The sequence below is a fragment of the Melissospora conviva genome (assembly GCF_049523535.1).
In the GTDB taxonomy this organism is placed as follows: Bacteria; Actinomycetota; Actinomycetes; order Mycobacteriales; family Micromonosporaceae; genus Melissospora; species Melissospora conviva.
Genome location: NZ_JBLLDT010000002.1, coordinates 906,973 through 927,667 on the forward strand (window position 1 = coordinate 906,973; position 20,695 = coordinate 927,667).

Sequence of the window (20,695 nt, forward strand, 5' to 3'; positions counted from 1 at the left end):
AATCCGGACGGAGGCGTGCGATGAAGGCGTTGTGCTGGAACGGCCCGGGACGGGTCGGCGTCGGCACCGTCCCCGATCCGACGGTGCGCAACGAACAGGACATCATCGTCAAGGTGCGCCAGAGCGCCACCTGCGGCTCTGACCTGCCGCTGGTGGCCGGGCAGATCCCACTCGCGCACGCCGGCGAGATAATCGGCCACGAGTTCGTCGGCGAGGTGGTGGAGGTCGGCCCGGAGGTGCGCCGGCATCGCGTCGGTGACCGGGTCGTGGCCTGCCCCTTCGTCTCCTGCGGGCGGTGCTGGTTCTGCGAGCACGACCTCCCCGCCTGCTGCGACAACGGCAACTCCGGCGCGCTGGCCGCCGAGGACACCTGGGGTGGCGCCGCCTCCGGCTGCCTGGGCTTCCCCGAGGCGATGGGGGGCTTCGCGGGCAGTCACGCCGAGTACGTACGGGTGCCCTTCGCCGACCAGAACGCCTTCGGCGTACCCGAGGGGGTGAGCGACGACCGCGCGCTCTTCGCCGCCGATGCCGTCTCGACGGGCTGGATGGGCGCCGAGCGCAGTCAGGTGGGCGCCGGCGATGTGGTGGCGGTCTGGGGTGCCGGCGCGGTGGGGCTGGCGGCGGCCCGGGCGGCGAGCCTGCTCGGCGCGGAACGGGTGATCGTGATCGACCGCTATCAGTACCGACTGGACCTGGCCACCGAGTGGGCCGGCGCGGAGACCATCGACTATCACGAGACCGACGTCCACGGTGAGCTGCGGGAACGCACCGGCGGGCGGGGACCTGACGTCTGCATCGAGGCGGTGGGGATGCAGCCGCACAATTCCGGTCCGCAGCTGCTCTACGACCGGGCCAAGAAGCAGATCCGCTTCTCCACGGAGCGGCCGAGCCCAGTGGAGCAGGCGGTGCTCGCCTGCCGCAAGGGCGGCAACGTCTTCGTGCTGGGGTTGTTCACCAGGCCGGTGGAGCGTTTCCCGCTCGACGCGGTGATGCACAAGAGCCTGACTGTGCGCAGCGCGCAGCAGCACGGCCAGCGGTACGTGCCGATGCTGCTGGAGCGGATGGCCCGCGACGAGATCCGCGCCGAGCGGCTGGCGACGCACCGGATGCCGCTGGAGGAGGCCCCGAAGGGGTACGAGCTATTCCGCGACCGGGCCGACCAGTGCGTACGCGCGGTCTTCACGCCGTGACACGGATGCGCGCCCGCGCTGTCGGACGGCCCGGCGTTTCGCGCGCTGGAAGTAATAGTCGAGGAAGTGTGTACAACACCGGCGGTGTCCGTACTACGGCCCTGATGTACCTGACTATCTGACTACCCACCGGCGTTGCCGGCCCGGGCGGCTCGGTGGGCGGGTCGCCGCGGAAACTGCGAGACTGCAGCGATGGCTGCCGCAGAACGTCGCTATGACATCGTCCTGTTCGGCGCGACCGGGTTCACCGGTGCGCTGACCGCGCAATATCTGGCCGGGCACGCCCCGGCCGGCCTGCGCTGGGCACTGGCCGGCCGCAACCGGGACAAGCTCACCGCGCTGCGCGAACGGCTCGCCGCAGCCCACCCCGACCGGCCCGCTCTGGCCGAGCTGCCGTTGCTCAGTGCCGACGTCACCGATCCCGCCTCGCTGCGGGAGGTCGCCTCCTCGGCCCGGATCGTCGTCACCACCGTCGGCCCGTACCTGACGTACGGCGGGCCGCTGGTGGCCGCCTGCGCGGCCGCCGGCACCGACTACCTCGACCTGACCGGTGAGGCCGAGTTCGTCGACCGCAGCTACGTACGCCACAACGAGGAGGCGATCGAAAGCGGCGCCCGGCTGATCCACGCCTGCGGTTTCGACTCGGTCCCCTACGACCTCGGGGTCCTCTACACCCTGCGGCACCTGCCGGGCGACGTGCCGATCAGCGTCGACGGCTTCGTGCGGGCCGGTGGCAGGTTCTCGGCGGGGACGTACCACTCGGCGCTGACGGCGATCTCCCGGCAGCGCGAGGCGCGCGAGGCGGCGCGGGCCCGGCGGGCGGCCGAGCCGGACCCGGCCGGGCGTCGGGTGCGGGTCGTGGCGCAGGGCCCGGCCCGGGTGCCGCAGCTCGGGGTGTGGCGGGTACCGCTGCCCACTGTCGACCCGCAGATCGTTCGCGCCTCGGCGCTGCTGAGCGACCGGTACGGTCCGGACTTCCGCTACGGGCACTACGCGGCGGTGAAACGGCTTGCCACGGTGGTGGGTGCGGGTGCCGGTCTCGGTGCGCTGGCCGCACTGGCGCAGGTCGGCCCGACCCGGCGGTGGCTCAGCGGCCGGCTCACCTCCGGGGCCGGACCGTCGGAACAGCAGCGGGAGAAGTCGTGGTTCCAGGTCCGTTTCCTCGGCTCGGCCGGCGGGCGGCAGGTGCTCACCGAGGTCTCCGGCGGGGATCCCGGTTACACCGAGACCGCCAAGATGCTCGCCGAATCGGCGCTCTGCCTGGCGAGCGACGAGCTGCCGGCGACCGCGGGCCAGGTCACCACGGCGGTGGCGATGGGGGACGCGCTGATCGACCGGTTGAGCGCTGCGGGCATTCGTTTCCGGGTCGCCGAGCCGGCCGCTTGACCCTCGACCTGGTGCAGACCTCAGGGTGATGCCCATGGAGAGGGAGATGCTCAGCATCGGGGAACTGGCCCGGGCAAGTGGGCTCACGGTCAGCGCCCTGCGCTTCTACGACGGCGCCGGGGTCCTGGCGCCGGTCGCGGTCGACCCGCACACCGGCTACCGCTGGTACGCCCACGATCAGCTCGCTCCGGCGCGGCTGGTCGCCGGACTGCGCCGGGTCGGCATGCCGCTGCCGGAGATCGCCACTGCCGTACGGCACTGGGGCGACAACGGCACGGTCGCCGACCTGCTCGCCGCGCACCTGCGGCGACTGGAGGAGGGTCTGGCCGACGCGAAGCAGGAGATCTCTTGGCTCCGGTCCCTGCTCACCAATGAGGAGCCGCACATGTCCACGATCCGGTTGACCATTGCCCGAGACGAGTTCGCCGCCGCGTTGGCGGCGGTCCGCTTCGCCGTCGGCGCCGACCCGGACCTTCCGATGATCAACGGTGTGCTGGTCGACGTCGAACCGGACGCGATCCGGCTGGTCGCCACCGACCGCTACCGGCTCGCCGTCGCCGAGGTCCCGGCCCGGGTGACCGGACCGGGCGGCCGGCACCTGCTGCCGACCGGTTTCGTCGACCGGATCGCACCGCTGCTGGCCGAAGCGGGCGAGGAGACGGTCACGCTGCTGCTGGCCGACGGCCGGGTGACGCTGGGCGCCGCGGGCACCGAGATCGCCGCCGACTGCCCGGACGCCGAGTTCCCCGACTACCGCCGGCTGCTGCGCGAGGCCCTGCCGGCCACCCCTCGGCACCGCGTCACCGTGGACGCCGCCGGACTCCGGGCGGCGCTCGGCGACGACGGTGCGGGCCTGCCGCCGGTGGTGGCGCTCACGGTCGACGACCGGGGTGCGGTAGGCGTCAGCCCGGCCGAGGCAGCCGTCGACAACGGCACGGTCGGGGCCGGCAGCGCGGTCGGGGTGAATCCGGAGTTCCTGCTGGAGGCGGTCGCCGCCGGCGGCGACGGTCAGCTCATGCTGGAGCTGGACGGTCCGATCAGGCCGCTGGCGGTCCGCCGCGCCGACGACACGCGGGCCTTCTCGATGCTGATGCCGATCCGCCTGGATCAGCCGCTGCCGGCGTAGCCGCCCGGCCTGCTTGCGCCGGCCGATGTACCTGCACCGGCCGATGTGCCTCTACCCACGTGCGTCTAACAGCCGATGTACGACGGCGCCCCGTGACCCGATCGGGTCACGGGGCGCCGTGTGGTGGAGCAGCGTCGGCTAGCGCATCAGCGCTTGCCGGCGGTGGCGTACGCCGCGCAGCCGATCAGCTCCAGCGACACCTGCAGCCGCTCGAGGCTGATGTTCTTGGCGATGGTGTCCTCCGGCGTGTGGTACGGCGGCTCCAGAATCGCCGGCGACTCCTCGCCCCGCCAGGAGAAGTTGGCGCTGGCGATGCCGACCTCCTGGAAGGACTGGTGGTCGCTGGACCCGCGCTGGGTCACCGGGGAGATCCGCGGCTCGTACCCGAGACGGCGGGCGGCCTCGGTCACCCCGTCGGTGGCCGCGTTCGCCGCGCCGTCGAAGGAGAGCACCCAGTAGCGGGTGGCCGGGTCCCAGCTGGTGGCGACCATGTCGTTCTGGTAGACGGCGACGATCCGGTCCCGCTCCTCCTGGGGCAGGTTGCGCACGTAGTAGCGGGAACCGATCAGGCCCTGCTCCTCCGAGCCCCAGAGCGCGAAGCGGAAGGTGGCGTCGGTCGGCACGTCCCGCAGCACCCGGGCCAGCTCCAGGCAGAGCACGGTGCCGGAGCCGTCGTCGTTGGCGCCCTGGGCGCCGATGACGGTGTCGTAGTGGGCGGTCACCATGACGACCGGGCTCTGGTCGGCGGGCTTGTCGCCCTTCTTGCCCTTGCCCTTGCCCTTCTTGGGGAGTTCCGCGATCACGTTGTACGAGGTGAGGTTGCGGTGCGCCTCGGTGCTGACGGTCAGGGTGAACCGACCGGCGGCCAGCAGCGCCCGGAGCCGGTGCTTCTGGACCTGGGCCACGCCGAGCACCGGGATGGCGACCGGGTTGGCGGCCGAACCCGGCAGGGTCGGATTGAACGTCGGCGCGCGCCGCGGCTCCTCCCGGTCGGCGGGGAGGAAGATGACGGCGGCGGCGCCGTGGGCGATCGCGGTGGCGACATGCTGCTCGCGACGGCCCGCGACGTAGTCGATCAGGACGATCTTGCCGGCCGCATCGGCCGGGTAGTCGACGTCGGCGCCGGCGCCGACGTCGATGACGTCACCGGTGACGGTGGTGTCCAGCGCGGCGTGGGCCGACGCGCCGACCTGCCAGCAGATGTCGCGGGGCAGCTTGGTCGGCGAGGAGAGCTGGCCGGTGAACTTGTCGGCCACGGTGAAGGGCTGAAGCTCCACGTCGTAGCCCAGCTTCTCCAACTGCCGCGCGATGTAGTTGGCGGCGGTCCGCTCGGAGCGGGTGCCGCCGATGCGCGGTCCGATCTCGTCGGAGAGCACCTTCAGGTGCTTCAGGGCCCGCTCCGCGGAAACCTTGCCGGCGACCTTCCGGTCGGCGGGGGTGAGCTTCGGCTTGCCGTGCGCGCCGGGACGCTTGTCGTTGACGGCCCAGGCGGGCGCGGGGAGAACGACGGTCGCGGCGGCGCCACCGAGGGCGACCGTGAGCATCCGGCGCCGGCTCAGCGCCGAGTCCGAGGGGGTCGAGGTCTCCACGGGGGAAACGGTATTGGTGTCCACAATAGCCTCCTGTACAGGCCGCCCGACTCGTTTCCGCGATGTGGACGAGCAGTGAACGGCAGGGGGAATGCTTCCAGGGCCACCGCAAGTGATCAAGGCTTTGAGCGGCCCAAACGCTCCTGCGGCAGGCGGTAAGTCCGTTTCCTGCCCGGCCGTCTGGTTCCCGATGACAGATCGCAGTGGCGCTGACGGCCGGCGACGGGGGAACGGGTGCGACCCGACCGGGTCGGCCGCTGCTGCGGCGGTAGCATCGAGTCGGCTTATCTCACGTCCGGACGGGAGCGTACTGAGCGTCATGCTCGACATGGAGTTGATCCGGAAGGACCGCGACGCGGTAGCGGTCGCACTCGCCAAGAGGCTCGATCCGGCCGAGGTCACCCGCGCGCTGGACGAGATCCAGGAGCTCGATCAGCAGCGCCGCACCCTGATCGGCGAGATCGACGCGGAACGGCAGCGCCGCAAGGCCGAGGCCCGCGCGTACGCGGAGGCCAAGCGGGCCGGCGTCGAACCGCCGAGCGCCGAGGACGACCCCGAGCGCAAGCCGCTCGCGGACCTGGAGGCCGAACTGGGCCAGGTGCAGGACCGGCTGCGCGCCACGATGAGCGAGCTGCCGAACCTGCCCAGCGACGACGTGGTGCCCGGCGGCAAGGAAGCGAACCGGGTGGTGCGCACCTTCGGCAGCGTGCCGCAGGTCGACAAGGTCCGCGACCACGTGGAGCTCTCCCGCGCGCTCGGCCTGGTCGACTACGACCGGGGCGTCAAGCTCGGCGGCTCCGGCTTCTGGATGTACACCGGCATGGGCGCCCGGCTGGAGTGGGCGCTGGTCAACTGGTTCGTCGAGCAGCACGTCAAGGCCGGCTACGACTTCCTGCTCCCGCCGCACCTGCTGCTGGACTCGGCCGGTTTCGCCGCCGGCCAGTTCCCCAAGTTCTACGACGACGTCTACCACCTGGACCGGGAGAGCGCCCCGCGCGGGCAGTTCCTGCTCCCCACCTCGGAGACGGCGATCCTGGGCGCGTACCAGGACGAGATCATGGACGCCCGCCAGCTGCCGCTGAAGCGCTTCGCCTACACCCCCTGCTACCGCAGGGAGAGCGCCGGCACGCACTCCGACGAGCGCGGCACGGTGCGCGGCCACCAGTTCAACAAGGTGGAGATCTTCCAGTTCACCCTGCCGGAGCAGGCCGAGGCGGCGCTGGAGGAGATGGTCAGCCACGCCGAGAGCCTGGTCGAGGGGCTCGGGCTGCACTTCCAGCGCAGCCTGCTGGCCGCCGGCGACGCGAGCGCCTCGATGCGCAAGACGCTGGACATCGAGGTGTACATGCCGAGCACCGGCAAGTACAAGGAGGTCTCCTCGGTCTCCTGGGCCGGTGACTACCAGGCGCGCCGGGCGAGCATCCGGTACCGGGAGCCGGGCAGCAAGCAGACCCGCTTCGTGCACACCCTCAACGGTTCGGCGCTGGCCACCAGCCGCCTCTTCCCGGCGATCCTGGAGCAGTACCAGCAGGCCGACGGTTCGGTGCTGGTGCCCGAGGTGCTCCAGGACAAGATCGGCACCGACCGGCTCGTCCCGCCCGGCCGGTAGGAGCCTCAGCGCGTACTTCAGCCGCCGGCTGGTCCTCGGACCGGTCGGCGGCTTCGTGCTGGGCAGCGGCAGCGGGCGGGGGAAGCCATTGACAGTCGCTGAAACACGTCGGTAATGTTTCGGCAACTTTCAGCCGTTTTGCAAGCGCTTGCACACCCCGGACGGCTGGGCTCTGACGCGTCACACACCCCCCGCTCCCCCGCCAGCCGTCAGGAGTCTCCCGTGCGTCACCACCGACTACGCCTCGCCCTCGTGGCGAGCCTGATCGTGGCCCTGCTCGTCCCGGCCACCACACCCGCCGCCAACGCCGCCCCCGGCGGCGCCCGCACCGTGATCGCCAACCTCTTCGAGTGGAACTGGCCCTCGGTCGCAAGCGAGTGCACCACCTTCCTCGGCCCCCGCGGTTACGGCTACGTCCAGGTCTCCCCGCCGCAGGAGCACGTCCGCGGCAATCAGTGGTGGGTGGCGTACCAGCCGGTCAGCTACCGGATCGAGTCCCGCAAGGGCACCCGCGCCCAGTTCAAGTCGATGATCGACACCTGTCACGCGGCCGGCGTCAAGGTGATCGTCGATGCGGTGATCAACCACATGTCCGGGCAGGAGAACCCCGGCACCGGTTGGGCCGGCTCGGCCTACAGCCACTACGACTATCCCGGCATCTACCAGCACCAGGACTTTCACCACTGTGGACGCAACGGCGGTGACGACATCGTCGACTACCGGGACCGGTACGAGGTGCAGAACTGTGAACTGGTCAACCTCGCCGACCTGAAAACCGGCAGCGAGTACGTCCGCACCCGGATCGCCGGCTACCTCAACGACCTGCTCTCCCTCGGGGTGGACGGCTTCCGTCTCGACGCGAGCAAACACATGCCGGCCGCCGACATCGCCGCCATCAAGGCCAAGCTGAGCCGGTCCGCGTACATCGTGCAGGAGGTGATCTACGGCGCCGGGGAGCCCATCCTGCCGACCGAGTACACCGGCAACGGCGACGTGCACGAGTTCCGCTACGGCAACGACCTGGCCCGCGTCTTCCGCAACGAGAAGCTCGCCTACCTGAACAACTTCGGCCCGGCCTGGGGCTATCTGCCCAGCACCTCGGCCGCGGTCTTCGTCGACAACCACGACACCCAGCGCGACGGGCACGTGCTGACCCACCGCGACAACGGCATCTACGCGCTGGCCAACGCCTTCATGCTCGCCTGGCCGTACGGCTCACCCACCGTGATGTCCAGCTACGAGTACACCAGCCGCGACCAGGGCCCGCCCTCGGACGCGAACGGCCGCACCAGCAACAGCACCTGCTACGCCGGCGGCTGGCGCTGCGAGCACCGCTGGCAGGTGATCGCCAACATGGTCGGCTTCCGCAACGCCGTCACCGGAACGTCGATGGTCAACTGGTACGACAACGGCGGCAATCACATCGCCTTCGGCCGCAACGGCAAGGGCTACCTCACGATCAACGACGAGGCGTACGCGGTCAACGGCCGCTCGTACCGGACGAACCTGCCGGCCGGGCGCTACTGCGACGTCATCCACGGCACGTTCACCAACGGCGCCTGCAGCGGGCCCGTCATCACTGTCGACTCCGCCGGCTGGTTCACCGCCAACGTTGCCGCGCACGACGCCGTCGCCATCCACATCGGTGCCCGGCTGAGCTGACCAACCAGACCACGCGAGTCCCCGTCCCGGTGCTGCTCTGAGCCACCGGGACGGGCGCGTGAGCGCCATCCGCTCCCCGACAGGGCCGCCTTCCATCGACGTACGCGATATCCTCGGCCGATGTCGCGCCGTGCCGCGCCCCTGCTGCTGACCGGACTGCTGCTGACGGGAGCGCTCGCCGCCTGCGCGAACGTCCCGCCCGCCGCACCGCCCGGATTCAGCCCGGCGTGGCAGACGGTGTCGCTGCCCACCGACGGCATCCTGGTCCGCGGTCTCACCCACTGTGCCGACCGCTGGTACGCCGTCGGCGCGACACCGGGCACCGACCAGCGCCCCGCCGCCTGGACCAGCACCGACGCCCGCACCTGGACGGCGATCGAACTGACACCGGTCAGCCATTACGGCGAACGCAGTCTGCTCTCGTCTGTCGCCTGCCATCAGTCCTCGGTGGTCGCCGTGGGCGCGGCGATCGGCGGCGTACACGGCAATCCGCGCACCAGCACCTGGCACCACCACCCGGACGGCTCCTGGCGGGAGCAGCCGGCAGGCCCCACCCTCTTCGGCGGCGCGGAGGCGATCACCGTCGGGCCGGTGGCCGCCGGGCCCGCGGGCTTCGCGATCGCCGGGACCTGGACCGGGCCGGACGGCCGACCGGCGCCGGCGGTCTGGACAGCCGGTCCGCGACAACCGTGGCACCGCACCAGCGGCACGGACGGACTGGACGCCGCCGGCGCGCCGGGCAGCGCCACCGACGTCACCGCCCTGCCGGACGGGCGCTGGCTGCTGGCCGGCGAGCGTCGCCCGTCCGCGCTACGCCCCGAGGCGATGTCCTGGCTCTGGGCCGACCCCCGCTGGCAGCCGCTCCCGCCGGCCACCGGGCCGGTCGAGAGCAGTTCGTTCGCCCTGGTCGCGGCCGGTCCGACCGACACCCTGGCAGTCGGCTCCGACGCCGGACGGGCCGTCTCGTGGCAGCTGGCCGGCGAAGGCTGGCAGCGCCGCGGGGAGGTGTCGGCGGTACGGCCGTTGCGGTTCCTGGCGCTGGAACGCTCCGCTGCCGTCGCGGTCGTGGCGCTCGGCGACGGCACGGGCGCACAGTTGTTCTTCAGCACCGATGCCGGCCGGCGCTGGGATCCGCTGCCGCCGCCGGTCGCGCTCACGGCCGGGTCAGCCCAGACCGTCGCCCTCGCGGTGGCCGGCCGACGGATCGTGCTCGCCGCCGGCGACGACACCGGAACCCGCCTCTGGACAGCCGAGATCCCGTCGGCGCCGGCGTCCTGACCCCCGGCCGGTTCTGGCCGGTGCGGTCCCAATCGGTTGGCCGGTCCCGATCGGCTCGGTTCCGATCAACCGGATCCCGGCCGGCGCGGCCTCGGGAAATCAGTCGCGGGACGTACGCCCCGGGGCTGGTTCGCTCTCGTCGTCGTCGTCGGAGCCCTGACCGGGGCCGGACTGGCCGCCCCCGGAGGAGCCGTTGCCGCCACCGGAGGAGTTGCCCTGACCGGCGCCGTTCTCCGAGGACGAACCGTTGCCCCCGTCGTCGTCGGAGTCACCGTCGCGGGAGGGCTCCTGCGTGCGCCGCTCGTCGGGGTCGTCGGCGTCCTCCTCGACCCGAGGCTCGGGGGTGTTGCCGTAGGCGATGTCGCGCGAGGGCGCGGTGAACTTCTGCGCCGGCTCGCCGGCCACCGCGTCGGCCATGATCTGGGCGACCGCGCGGACCACCGAGGACTGGATCGCCGACCCGACAGCGTCCTGCGGGTTGTCCGGGTTGACGGCGATGCCGGCGACGGCGATCTGCGGGGTGTAGCCGACGAAGGTCTCGGTGGCGTTGTTGTCGGAGCTACCGGTCTTGCCGGCCACGTCACGTCCGCCGAGAATCGTGCTGACCTGGCTCGCGGTCCCGCCGTTGCAGCGCCCGAACGCCGACTGCTGCCCGACCGGGCAGCGGGCGGCGTCGGTCGCGGCGCGCGCCACGTCCGGGTCGAGGACCTGCTCGCAGTCGGACCTGCCGACCGGCACCCGCTCGCCGTCCGGCGCGGTCACCGAAATCACCGGGGTCGGGGTGCAGTACGTCCCCTCGGCTGCCAGCGTCGCGTACGCGTTCGCCAGCTCCAGGGGTGTGGTGGAGACGACGCCCAGGGTGAAGGCGCCCCAGCTCTGCGCGCTCTGCTCGGCCTGGGCGGCGTCGGCGTCCGCCCGGAACCCGATGCCGAGCCGCTGCGCCATCTCCACTGCCTTCTCCGCGCCGACCTCCTGAGCGAGCTGCACGAAGTACGTGTTGACCGAGCGGCCAAAGCCGTCCCACATCGTGCGGTAGCCGTTCATCCAGGACGGGTTGGCGTTCACCGGGCACCAGTAGCCGCCGCAGCTGCTCTCGCCGCCGTCGGGATAGGTGGAGCGCAGCGGGCTGGGCGAGTTGTAGCCGGTGTTGAGGGGCTTGCCGTTCTCCAGCGCCGCCAGCAGGGTGAAGATCTTGAACGTCGAACCGGCCTGGTAGCCCTCGACGCTCCCGCCGCCGGCGACGAGCTGGTTGACCGTGTTCGGGTAGTTGGCCTGCCCCTTGGGGTTGGCGTCGAGGCTGTAGTGGCGGTTGACCGCCATCGCCAGCACCCGGCCGGTGCCCGGCTCCACCGCCGCGATCGGCACCGCCCGCTTGTTGTTGTAGCCGTAGACCTCCAGCGCCTGCTCGACGGCCGAGTCCTGCACCTGCGGATCGAGGGTGGTGATCACCTTGTAACCGCCGCGGCGCAGCGCCTGCTCCCGCTCCAGCTCGGTGTCGCCGAAGGCCGGCTGCTCAAGCCACCACTGCCGCAGGTAGTCGCAGAAGAAACCCCAGTCGTCGCGGTCGCTGGGCATCGCCGCGCAGCCGTTGGGCTGAGCCGACGGCCGGAGCTTCAGCGGCTCGGCCGAGGCCGCGTCCGCCTGCGCACGGGTGATCGCGCCGGTGCCGACCATCGCCTCCAGCACGTACCCGCGGCGCTCCAGCGCGGCGTCGACATCGCCGTCGATCGGGTTGTACTGCTCCGGCGACTGCACCAGCCCGGCGATCAGCGCCGACTCGGCCAGCGTCAGCTCGGCGGGGGTCTTGCTGAAGTAGCGCTCGGCGGCGGACGCGATCCCGTACGCACCGGAACCGAAGTAGGCGATGTTCAGGTACCGGGTGAGGATCTCGTCCTTGCCGATCTCCTGCTCGATCGTCCGGGCGTACCGGATCTCGCGCAGTTTGCGGGCCATCGTCTCCTCGGTCGCCGCGGCGAGCTCCTCCTCGGTGCCGGCCGGGTCGGTCTTGAGCACGTTGCGCACGTACTGCATCGTCAGCGTCGAGGCACCCTGCTGCACGCCGCCGCTGGTGGCGTTGGCGACGAACGCGCGGGCCAGGCCGAAGAAGTCGACTCCGCTGTGCTGGTAGAAGCGGGTGTCCTCGGCGGCGACGATCGCCTCGCGCATCACCGGGGCGATCTCGGCGAAGGTCACCTCGGAGCGGTTCACGTCGTAGAACGTGGTGATCAGCGTTTCGCCGTCGTTGGCGTAGATGTACGACCGCTGCCCGCTCACCGGGTTGCGCAGCGCCTCGGGCAGCCCTTCCCGGTCGGTGCCGACTGACTTCAGCGCGAAGCCGGCGAGGGCGCCGGCCGGCAGTGCGGCGACGCCCAGCAGGACACCGGCGAGCACGCCGGCGAGCACGAGGGTGAACAGGCGGGAGAGCGTTGACGAGCGGGGGGCCATCTTCTCAGGGTGACGCGGGCACGCCGGATTGACCAGAATTGTCGCCGACCTCACGCCCGGTTTGACGACGGTAACGCGCCAAGCTCCCCGACTGCCCGGTACGGCCGGGCGACCGGCGGCCATCGGGCGCTACCGAAACGATTGCCCTCCCTGTCCGGGGGTAACGCGGCCCCATGAGGGCGAGTTTCCGGATCGGGCGTATCGCCGGGGTTCCCGTGGGCGTGAACTGGAGCGTCCTGGTGATCTTCGGCCTGATCGCCTGGGCACTGTCCGCGCAGCAGTTCCCCGCCGCCTACCCGGACCGCCCCACCTGGCAGTACGTCGTCGCCGGGCTCAGCGCCGCGGTGGCATTCTTCGTCGGGCTGCTCGCCCACGAGGTTTCGCACGCCATCGTCGCCAAACGCAACGGGCTCGAGGTCGGCGGCATCACCCTCTGGCTCTTCGGCGGGGTGGCCGAGCTGCGCGGTGAGGCCCGCACCCCCGGTGCGGAGCTGCGCATCGCCGGAGTCGGGCCGCTGGTGAGCCTGATCCTCGGGCTCGCCTTCGGCGGGCTCGCCGCCATCGCGGCGCTGGCCGGCACGGGCGACGGCAGTCTGCTGGTCGGCGCGCTCGCCTGGCTCGGCGGCATCAACGTCCTGCTGGCCGTCTTCAACGTGCTGCCGGCCGCCCCGCTGGACGGCGGCCGGCTGCTGCGCGCCGCGGTCTGGAAGTGGTCCGGCGACCGGACGAAAGCCTCCGTGGTCGCCGCCCGGGCCGGCTGGGTCCTCGGCATCCTGCTGATCGTCTTCGGTCTCTGGCAATTCTTCACCGGTGTCGGCTTCGGCGGGATCTGGCTGGCCCTGATCGGCTGGTTCCTGATCAGCGCCGCCGGGGCGGAGGAGCAGCAGGCCCGCATCGGGCAGGTGCTGCAGGGGGTGCGGGTCGGCGACGTGATGACCCCGCAGCCGCAGTCGGTGACCGGCAGTGTGAGCGTCGCCGACTTCGTCGACCACTACCTGTTCGCCTACCGCCACACGACGCTGCCGCTGACCGAGGGCGACCGGCCCGTCGGCCTGGTGACCCTGGACCGGGTCCGCGACGTCGCAGCCGACGCCCGCGGCGCCACCACGCTGGAAGAAGTCTCCTGCCGCGCCGACGAGCTGGTGCTGGCCCACCCGGAGGAGCCGCTGACCGACCTGCTGCCCCGGCTCAACGAGTGCGCCGACGGGCGGGCCCTGGTGGTGGTCGAGGGCCGGCTGGTCGGGATCGTCTCCCCCAGCGACATCAGCCGCGCCGTGCAGCGGGCAAGCGTCCGTCCGTGAGCGGCCGCCCCGGCCTGTGCGCGGCCGTGCGGCGCCCCGCCGGTGAGCGGCCGGGGGTCAGCCTCCGATCGACTCGCGAGTGCCGCCACTGAGCAGGGCGCGGTCGGCGGCGGCCGTGCCACCGGCCCAGCCCTCGTTGTCGCGGATGCTCAGCCGCTTGCTCGTCGTGCCGCCGAAAAGCTGCTCCACCCGCTCCTCGACGGCCTGGACGCGGGAGCTGAGCACCGGCAGGAGATCACTGCCGGCGGCCTGCGTCACCGCCTCGGTCGCCTGGGACAGCCGTTCCCCGATGCGCAGCGCGAAGGCGTTGAGGAACGACTCGTCGTACGCGCGGGTGCGCCGGCCGGCGCTGCCGCGCCGCTGCGCCCGGCCCTGCAGCATCGCCGTGGTGGCCTGCACCAGCAGCGAGGTGTAGAGCAGCTCCACTGCCTCCAGGTCGGCGGGGAAGCCGAGCACGGTGGCGAAGCCGAGATCGTCGGACCAGACGCTGCGGCAGCGGTTGGCGTCGGCGACCTGCTGGATCAGCAGCGCCTTCGCCTCGTCGTAGGGCTTGTCGGTGCCGAGGCGCACCGCTTGCGGCACGTCCCCGCCGCTGCCGGCGCCGGCGAGCAGCGCGGCGTCGATGCTGTGCCGGGCCATCAGCTCCTGCGCCTTGGCGGTGAACGCCTCGGCCTCGTGCGGGTACTGGCTCGACTCGGCCTTGGCCAGCAGCGCCCGGACCCGGTCCAGCATCCGGCTGCCGCCGGCGGTACGGGGCGCGGGACCACGCCGGGGCGCGCCGCCGGGCGGCGGGCTGAGCGTGGCGATCACCGGCAGCCGCTCGAGCAGCGCCAGCAGCTCCACCGCGTCGCGGAGCACGTCGGTGCGGTCGGTGCCGTCGCGGCGGGCCCGCTCGGTCAGGTAACCGCTCTCGGAGCTCCACCAGCAGGTCGCTTCGAGCACGGCGAGCTGGGCGTCCCACCAGTCCGGGACGGTGCCCTCGGGGTAGCCGCGACGCTGCGCGGCGATCAGGTCGACGGCCAGGCGCGCCGGGGCCGGTCCGAGCCGCCGGCCGGCGACGCGGGCCACGTCGGCGGGCTGCCAGCCGTACGACCAGAGGCGTGCCAGGGTCCGGATCAGCCGGGCCACGACGACGCCGTCGGCGGCGGTGCCGCCGACGTAGAGCTGGTCGAGGCGGCTCTCCACGGCGCGTACGTCGCCGGCGCGCAGCGCGCCGACCGCGTCGGTGAGCCACTGCTCGACGTCAGGCGTCGTCACGTTCGTCCCCCGGTTCTCCCTCGGCGTCGATTCGGCGGTGCCCGGGTCGACCGCTGGAACTGTACAACCGCGTGGATGCGCCGATGATGGAGCTGTGACCGCCGCCGCAGTACCCCCCGAACCTGTGACCCCCGACCCGCCGGGCCCCTGCCGTCCGGCGGTGCTGCGCATGGGCTGGGAGGACGTCGCCTTCGTGCACTGGCCCGTGCCGCCGCGCAGCGTCGCCGCGTTCCTGCCCGCCGGGGTACGTCCCGACGTCTTCGACGGCGTCACCTACATCGGCCTGGTGGCGTTCCGGATCACCCGGACCGCCCCCGGCGTGGGCGTGCCCCTGCCCTACCTCGGCACCTTCTGCGAGACCAACATCCGGCTCTACGGCGTCGACGACGAGGGCAGGCGCAGCGTGGTCTTCCTGTCGATGGACGCCGAACGGCTGCTGCCGGTCCTCGTCGCCCAGGCCGGACTGCGCCTGCCGTACGTCTGGTCGTCGATGGGTCTGACCCGCGAGGGTGACGTGCTGCGCTACCGCACAAGGCGGCGCACCGGGACGGCGACCAGCCGGCTGGCGTTGCGCGTCGGCGAACCGATTGCCGAGCCGAGCCCGCTGGAGCACTTCCTCACCGCCCGGTGGGGTCTGCACGTCGACACGTACGGCCGCACGCTCTTCCTGCCCGGCCGCCACCCGCGCTGGCCGCTGCACCGGGCACAGTTGCTGACGCTGCAGGACGACCTGGTCGCCGCGACCGGGCTGCCCGCGCCGCAGGGGCCGCCACTGGTGCACTACTCCCCCGGTGTACGCGCCGAGTTCGGTCTGCCCCGCCAGGTGCGCCCGCCCGGCTGACGCCGGCGGCGTCAGGGCCGGAAGTCGTCGTGCAGGACCACGCGCGAGAACTCGTACCCGTCGGGGGTGCGCCAGTAGTGCAGCCGGCGGGCCGCGGCCGACTCCCGCTGGAGCGCGACCCGCCAGCAGGTCGCGCCGTCGGCGGCCCGCCGTACGTACGGGCTGCCCGCCTCGCCTGCGCGCAGTTGGTGCAGGTCGCGGCCGGCGATGTGCTTGGCCTGGTCGGTGAGGACCTCCACCACCACCGACACCACCTTCGCCCGGCTGGCCCCCTCGACCTGGGTGATGCTCTCCAGAAAGCCGGGGGCGAGCCGGTACGCGGCCAGCGGCTTGCCGGCCTTCTCCGCCGCCGGTACGCGCTGCGCCCACTCGCGCAGCACCTCGTAGCGGAACTGCTCCTCGGGGTCGAGGAAGAGCGTGCTCTCGTCGACCGGCTCCGCCCGGCCCTGGAGACTGCGCAGCTTCGCCGCGGCCTGCTGACGTTTCAGGTCGGCGCTGCGGTAGCGGGTCTGCAGCCCTTCGATGATCTGCCGCGCCCGGTCCAGCTCGTCCTCCAGGTCGGCGGCACGTGCCCGCAGCCCGGCGAGTTCGTCGGCGAGCGCCTTGCGGGTGGCGCGTTCGGCGGCGAGCTCGTTGTCGAGCTGCGCGAGCCGGATCCGCAGCTGGTCCGACACCCCGTCGGGGCCGGCGGCCGGCGCGGAGGGCTTGCTGCCGGCCTGGGGCTTCGGCGCGACGGCCCCACTGCGGCGGGCCAGGTCCAGCGGGCTCGGCAACCGGGACGGCGTGGCCAGCGGCCCGGTCGCGGGCGTCGCCACCGGGCCGGTCCCCGATGTCGCCCCCAGCCCGGTGGAAAAGGTCCCCGCCGACCCGGGCGCGGGCGCACCCACCTGTCCGGGCGCGGGCGCCCCCACCTGTCCGGTTGCAAGCGTCCCTGCCGGCCCGGGTGCGGGCACGGCCGGCGTGCGCGGCGCCAGCACCGGGGCGCGTGGCTGGTCGAGGGCGGGTGGCCGCGGCGGCTCCGGCTCGGACAGCCGCAGCCACGGCGGACCGCCGGGCAGCAGGCTCGGCGCGGGTTTCGGCGTCTCCTCGTCGTCGACGTCGTCGAGTCGCAGCACCGGCGGATCGGCGCCGACGAGCCGGCAGGCGATCACCTCGCCGATGGTGAACAGGCCGGTGAGGCTGTCACGGGGGTTGCTGGTGACGGCCTCCCGGGGCACCTCGACCGGCAGGCCGGGCAGCAGCCGTACGGTCACGGACTCGTCGGTGACGGCGGCGACGTCGGCGAGCACCACGTCGCCGGTCCGGTACGCCCGGGTCACCGCCACGGCCGCGTCGGCGGCCAGGATGCCGCGGAGCTCCTGACGCAGGTCGAGCCGCATGGAGACCGGGTCGTGACTGCCGGTGACGGACTGTCCCTTGACCAGCAGCCGGTCCAGCGGCACCCCCGGCAGGGTGAGCTCTTCCCAGACGGTCGCCAGCGCGGCGTCGTCGAGGGTGACCACCGCGCGGGAGCCGATGACGCCGAGCACCTCGCCGCGGCGTACCCGGGCTCCTGGCGCGGAGCGCGACTCCAACAGCCCCGCGGTCAGCGCCGCCTCCAGGGCGTCGTTGATGAGGTGTTCGGTGATGCGGGCCCGGTCCTGCGGCGAGTACGCGAAGCGCAGTCTGCTGCGGGAGGGTTTGCTGACCCAGTGGTGGTCGACCGGATAGACGCGTCCCGCTCCGCCGTAGACCTGGGTCATCTGCGGCATCGCGATCGAGAACGCCCAGGAGATGTCGCCGGTGGGCATCACCACCACCTCGGCGAGGTCGCCGACATCCTCCTTGATCTTCTCCGGGTCGGCGAAGGGCTCCTCCTGACCGGCCGGCACGGTCACCACCACGACCGGCCAGCGCCGCCCGGGCAGCGCCAGCCAGCCGGCGAGCGCCTTCGCCTCGGTCTCGGAGCCGATGGTGCGGATCTTCGGCGGGGGCACGGCGGTGGCCGCTGCGTCGAGGTGCGCCTGCCCCATGTGATGACCTGCTTCCGGCAGCGTCGTGCGTCGTGTCCGTCCGTCGACCGAAGCGAACAGTGCACACGGTACGGCGTGGACGGCCGCGTGGTTACCACCGGAAGCACCGCTGACCCCCGCCGGTCAGCCGTTATCCCTCAGGTCCGGCGGTCGAACCGCCTTATCCCGGCTGTCAGGACCAGCTGAAGGCCAGCGGCCGACCGGTGAACTCCGCGTAGGGGGCGAAGGCCGTTTCGGCGCGGGCCCGGTCGGCCGTGCCGAACGGCACCAGCGGGCGCACCTCGATGCTGATCTGCTTGGCCCGGACGGTGCGCCGCCAGGTGCCGACGACCCGCCCGGCCCGGACCAGGGTGGACTGGAACACGGCGTTGCCGCCGGGGATGACGGCCTGCTTGTGGGCCGGGTCGAGCATCAGGGCGCGGTCCTTGAAACCGAGCAGGTACTCGTCGAAACCGGGCAGTGCCAGAAAATCGTCGCCGGGCGCCTCGTCGACGGCGTCCAGCAGGGTCGCGTCCACCATCATCTCGACCCCGCCGACCCGTACGGCCGCCAGCGCGTCACCGGCCAGGGCGATCCCGCGCCGGCAGTCGGCGGCGGTGAGGCCGGTCCAGCCGGCGAAGTCCTGGCGGGTGGTCGGGCCGTGGCTGCGGAAGTAGCGCAGCGCGATGGTCGCCAGCGCCTCGTCGCGTTCGGGCCGGTGCGCCTCGGGCGCCCACTCGTCGAGGAGCACGAAGCTCTGTTCGGCGCCGACGTGCGGGGCGATGCAGAGCGTGCCGCGCTGGCTGGCGTACCAGAGCAGGTGGTAGAGCTGTTGGCCTTCGACGCCGATGCCGGCGGAGGTCAGGGTGTCGCGGCACTGGGCGCGGGTGAGCCGGCCGCCACCGGCGAGGGCGGCGCGCAGCACCTCCTCGGCGCGGTCGGCGGTCTCCTCGGTCAGCCCGATCACCTTCCGGCGCTGCGCCGCCCCGGCGAGGACCCGCGGGCCCATCAGCTCCAGCATCCACTTCGCGTCGCGGGACGGCACCAGGTGCACGGTGCCGCGCATCGGCCAGGTACGCAGCACCGTCCGCTGTTCGAGTTCGGTGTGCAGGTCGTCGGAGCTGCGGCCGGGCAACCGCAGGCCCAGCGACCACATCAGGCTCGCCAGGTCCTGGCCCTGCATCGCGCCGAACCACTCGGCGGTCGCGGCGACGTCGGCGGGCCGTCCGGGTCGGGGCGTCAGCAGCAGGCTGCGCAGCCGCAGCGCCAGCGCCTGTGGCTCGGTGAGTTCCATGGGGCGTAGCCAACCAGAAACCTGTGACACCGGGCGGGCGTCGCGGCCACGACCGTGGCCTCCGCATCGGCGGCCTCAGGTGACAGGCGGGCACGCACCGTCGCGGGGACCGCGGAGCAGGCCGCAATCGCCGAGCGTGTGATCATGGCGGGGTGAGTTTGCGCAGCGTGCACGACCGGGACGAGCTCGCCGCGCTGCTGCGCCGCGATCCGGCACTGCACGCCTACGAACTGGGCGACCTCGACGACGAGTTCTGGCCGCAGACGACCTGGTACCGGCACGGCGATGCCGTCGCACTGCTCTACCACGGCACGAGCCTGCCGACCCTGATCGCCCTTGACCCGCCAGACCGGCAGGCCGAGCTGACCGCGCTGATCGCGGCGGCGGTCCCGCTGCTGCCAGCCCGCTTCCACGCCCACCTCAGCACCGGCGCCGAGACCGGCCTGGCCGCCGGGTACGACCTGCACCAGGTCAGCGGGCACCTGAAGATGAGCCTCACCGACCCCGGCCTGCTGCCGCCGGAGCCGGCCGACGGGGACGCCCTGGGCGAGGCGGACCTGCCGGAGCTGCTGAAGTTCTACGACGCCGCGTACCCGCAGCACTGGTTCGAGCCGGGCATGCTCGCCAAGGGGCCGTACCTGGGAATCCGGCGCGACGGGGAGCTGGTGGCGGTCTGCGGGACCCACGTCTGGTCGCCCGCGTACGGGGTGGCGGCCATCGGCAACGTCGCGGTGCGGCCGGACGTACGCGGGCAAGGACTCGGCCGGACGGTGGTCGGCCAGTGGTGCCGGCTCGCCGCCGCGCGGGTGGAGCGGATCGGCCTGAACGTCCGCGCCGACAACGTCGCGGCGGTGGCGCTCTACCGGCGGCTCGGGTTCAGCGTCGTCGGCGAGTACGTCGAACTGCTCGCGACCAGCCGCCCGGCGCCCGCGACCCGGCCCTGACCACCGGCCGGCGCGTGCCCGGCCGCCGAGTGCCGGGTGCCGAGTGCCAGCCGCCGGGTGCCGGGTGCCGGGTGCCGGGCCTTTGACACGGGTGGCCCCGCCTGCCGGGAGACCGGTCAGGCGGGGCCGACGGCGCTGTGTCGATCAGGTGGTGCGTTCCGTGGTTTCGGGGACGCCGGGCAGCGGCAGCTCCTCGACCAGTTCGCCGTCGACGGCCGCGGCCTGCGCCGGCAGGGGCTGCTCCCGCAGGTGCCGGTTGTTGCGCGGCTCCTGCTTGGTCTTGGCGTCGTTCAGCCGTCGGCGCAGGTCGTCACGGACGTCGTTGAGGGCGGCGTGCAGGTCCTCCTCTGAAGAGGTGGTGACGATCTTCTGCCGGCCGGCGATCCAGCACTCCAGGGTCACCTTCTGGCCGGGCGCCTCCCGGTCCTTGACCGACACCTCGATCTCGGTGCGGTCGGCGCCGAAGGACGCCAGCCGGTTGTCCAGGGTGGCGAACTGCTCGGCGATCCAGTTCCGGTCGCCCTGGGAGAAGCCGGCCCCGACGCGCAGGCACTCCTGCACGGTGGCGGGGTTCGGGTGGGCGCTCATCGCGGTCCCCCTTCCTCGGTACGGGAAGAGGCCGGGTAAGTACGTTCGCGCAACATCTCGTTCGCCCTCCAATCAGCCGCGTGCGGTGATGGCCCGCGGTTGATCGGAGCCTTACCCCGGCAGTACCGCTTTGGAACAGCCTGTCCCGATCCAGTGCCGCCGGGCCGCCACGCCAGGGTGAGCGGGAATCGGGT

General features: G+C 72.6%; 15 protein-coding genes. 9 read left to right on the forward strand and 6 right to left on the reverse strand.

All coding sequences use genetic code 11. The annotated features are described in order from the left end of the window. The first annotated feature begins 20 nt into the window (after positions 1–20). The 3 genes from ACK8GG_RS09170 (at position 21) to ACK8GG_RS09180 (ending at position 3,702) form a co-directional block, all read left to right on the forward strand. Entirely contained in the window at positions 21–1,190 is a 1,170-nt protein-coding gene (locus ACK8GG_RS09170) for an alcohol dehydrogenase catalytic domain-containing protein (protein WP_440350587.1), read from the forward strand. Positions 1,191–1,382: 192 nt separating this feature from the next. Beyond that, a complete protein-coding gene (locus tag ACK8GG_RS09175; RefSeq protein ID WP_440356051.1) occupies positions 1,383–2,576 on the forward strand; it encodes a saccharopine dehydrogenase family protein in 1,194 nt (397 codons plus the stop codon). Positions 2,577–2,622: 46 nt separating this feature from the next. Beyond that, entirely contained in the window at positions 2,623–3,702 is a 1,080-nt protein-coding gene (locus tag ACK8GG_RS09180) for a DNA polymerase III subunit beta family protein (RefSeq protein ID WP_440356092.1), read from the forward strand. A 146-nt stretch (positions 3,703–3,848) separates the two neighbouring features. Here the strand turns inward: ACK8GG_RS09180 and ACK8GG_RS09185 are convergent, their stop codons facing one another. Then, complete coding sequence (locus ACK8GG_RS09185) at positions 3,849–5,291, reverse strand: M28 family peptidase (RefSeq protein ID WP_440356052.1); 1,443 nt, start codon at positions 5,289–5,291, stop codon at positions 3,849–3,851. 319 nt (positions 5,292–5,610) lie between these two features. On the opposite strand from ACK8GG_RS09185, the gene serS reads away from it, so the two are divergent. The 3 genes from serS to ACK8GG_RS09200 all read left to right on the forward strand — a co-directional run bounded on the left by serS (position 5,611) and on the right by ACK8GG_RS09200 (position 9,840). Then, positions 5,611–6,900 (forward strand): serine--tRNA ligase, encoded by a 1,290-nt coding sequence (gene serS / locus ACK8GG_RS09190; protein WP_440354901.1) that lies wholly within the window; start codon positions 5,611–5,613, stop codon positions 6,898–6,900. Between the two features lie 222 nt (positions 6,901–7,122). Next, positions 7,123–8,562, forward strand: coding sequence for an alpha-amylase (locus ACK8GG_RS09195; RefSeq protein WP_440354902.1), 1,440 nt, complete (start codon positions 7,123–7,125; stop codon positions 8,560–8,562). A 120-nt stretch (positions 8,563–8,682) separates the two neighbouring features. Next, entirely contained in the window at positions 8,683–9,840 is a 1,158-nt protein-coding gene (locus tag ACK8GG_RS09200) for a hypothetical protein (RefSeq protein WP_440356053.1), read from the forward strand. Between the two features lie 99 nt (positions 9,841–9,939). Here ACK8GG_RS09200 and ACK8GG_RS09205 read toward each other — a convergent pair whose 3' ends face one another. Continuing rightward, a complete protein-coding gene (locus ACK8GG_RS09205; RefSeq protein WP_440356054.1) occupies positions 9,940–12,285 on the reverse strand; it encodes a transglycosylase domain-containing protein in 2,346 nt (781 codons plus the stop codon). Between the two features lie 173 nt (positions 12,286–12,458). Here ACK8GG_RS09205 and ACK8GG_RS09210 point away from each other — a divergent pair, with 173 nt between their 5' ends. After that, on the forward strand, positions 12,459–13,586 hold the full coding sequence (locus tag ACK8GG_RS09210) for a site-2 protease family protein (protein WP_440356055.1): 1,128 nt from the start codon (positions 12,459–12,461) through the stop codon (positions 13,584–13,586). A 57-nt stretch (positions 13,587–13,643) separates the two neighbouring features. Here the strand turns inward: ACK8GG_RS09210 and ACK8GG_RS09215 are convergent, their stop codons facing one another. Next, positions 13,644–14,843 (reverse strand): DUF2786 domain-containing protein, encoded by a 1,200-nt coding sequence (locus ACK8GG_RS09215; RefSeq protein ID WP_440356056.1) that lies wholly within the window; start codon positions 14,841–14,843, stop codon positions 13,644–13,646. 124 nt (positions 14,844–14,967) lie between these two features. On the opposite strand from ACK8GG_RS09215, the gene ACK8GG_RS09220 reads away from it, so the two are divergent. Then, a complete protein-coding gene (locus tag ACK8GG_RS09220; protein ID WP_440356057.1) occupies positions 14,968–15,684 on the forward strand; it encodes a YqjF family protein in 717 nt (238 codons plus the stop codon). Between the two features lie 11 nt (positions 15,685–15,695). Here the strand turns inward: ACK8GG_RS09220 and ACK8GG_RS09225 are convergent, their stop codons facing one another. Both ACK8GG_RS09225 and ACK8GG_RS09230 read right to left on the reverse strand, forming a co-directional pair. Continuing rightward, a complete protein-coding gene (locus tag ACK8GG_RS09225) occupies positions 15,696–17,696 on the reverse strand; it encodes a hypothetical protein (protein WP_440356058.1) in 2,001 nt (666 codons plus the stop codon). A gap of 172 nt (positions 17,697–17,868) precedes the next feature. After that, entirely contained in the window at positions 17,869–18,969 is a 1,101-nt protein-coding gene (locus tag ACK8GG_RS09230) for a winged helix DNA-binding domain-containing protein (protein WP_440356059.1), read from the reverse strand. 152 nt (positions 18,970–19,121) lie between these two features. On the opposite strand from ACK8GG_RS09230, the gene ACK8GG_RS09235 reads away from it, so the two are divergent. Beyond that, on the forward strand, positions 19,122–19,913 hold the full coding sequence (locus tag ACK8GG_RS09235) for a GNAT family N-acetyltransferase (RefSeq protein ID WP_440356060.1): 792 nt from the start codon (positions 19,122–19,124) through the stop codon (positions 19,911–19,913). A 144-nt stretch (positions 19,914–20,057) separates the two neighbouring features. On the opposite strand, the gene ACK8GG_RS09240 is transcribed toward ACK8GG_RS09235, so the two are convergent. Beyond that, on the reverse strand, positions 20,058–20,501 hold the full coding sequence (locus ACK8GG_RS09240; RefSeq protein WP_440350599.1) for an HPF/RaiA family ribosome-associated protein: 444 nt from the start codon (positions 20,499–20,501) through the stop codon (positions 20,058–20,060). Positions 20,502–20,695 lie beyond the last annotated feature (194 nt).

Excerpts from the sequence above, each read along its gene's own strand:
- ACK8GG_RS09170 (WP_440350587.1), top strand. The coding sequence starts at position 21 with ATGAAGGCGTTGTGCTGGAACGGCCCGGGACGGGTCGGCGTCGGCACC.
- ACK8GG_RS09175 (WP_440356051.1), top strand. The coding sequence starts at position 1,383 with ATGGCTGCCGCAGAACGTCGCTATGACATCGTCCTGTTCGGCGCGACC.
- ACK8GG_RS09180 (WP_440356092.1), top strand. The coding sequence starts at position 2,623 with ATGCTCAGCATCGGGGAACTGGCCCGGGCAAGTGGGCTCACGGTCAGC.
- serS (WP_440354901.1), top strand. The coding sequence starts at position 5,611 with ATGCTCGACATGGAGTTGATCCGGAAGGACCGCGACGCGGTAGCGGTC.
- ACK8GG_RS09200 (WP_440356053.1), top strand. The coding sequence starts at position 8,683 with ATGTCGCGCCGTGCCGCGCCCCTGCTGCTGACCGGACTGCTGCTGACG.
- ACK8GG_RS09205 (WP_440356054.1), bottom strand. The coding sequence starts at position 12,285 with ATGGCCCCCCGCTCGTCAACGCTCTCCCGCCTGTTCACCCTCGTGCTC.
- ACK8GG_RS09210 (WP_440356055.1), top strand. The coding sequence starts at position 12,459 with ATGAGGGCGAGTTTCCGGATCGGGCGTATCGCCGGGGTTCCCGTGGGC.
- ACK8GG_RS09225 (WP_440356058.1), bottom strand. The coding sequence starts at position 17,696 with ATGGGGCAGGCGCACCTCGACGCAGCGGCCACCGCCGTGCCCCCGCCG.
- ACK8GG_RS09230 (WP_440356059.1), bottom strand. The coding sequence starts at position 18,969 with ATGGAACTCACCGAGCCACAGGCGCTGGCGCTGCGGCTGCGCAGCCTG.
- ACK8GG_RS09240 (WP_440350599.1), bottom strand. The coding sequence starts at position 20,501 with ATGAGCGCCCACCCGAACCCCGCCACCGTGCAGGAGTGCCTGCGCGTC.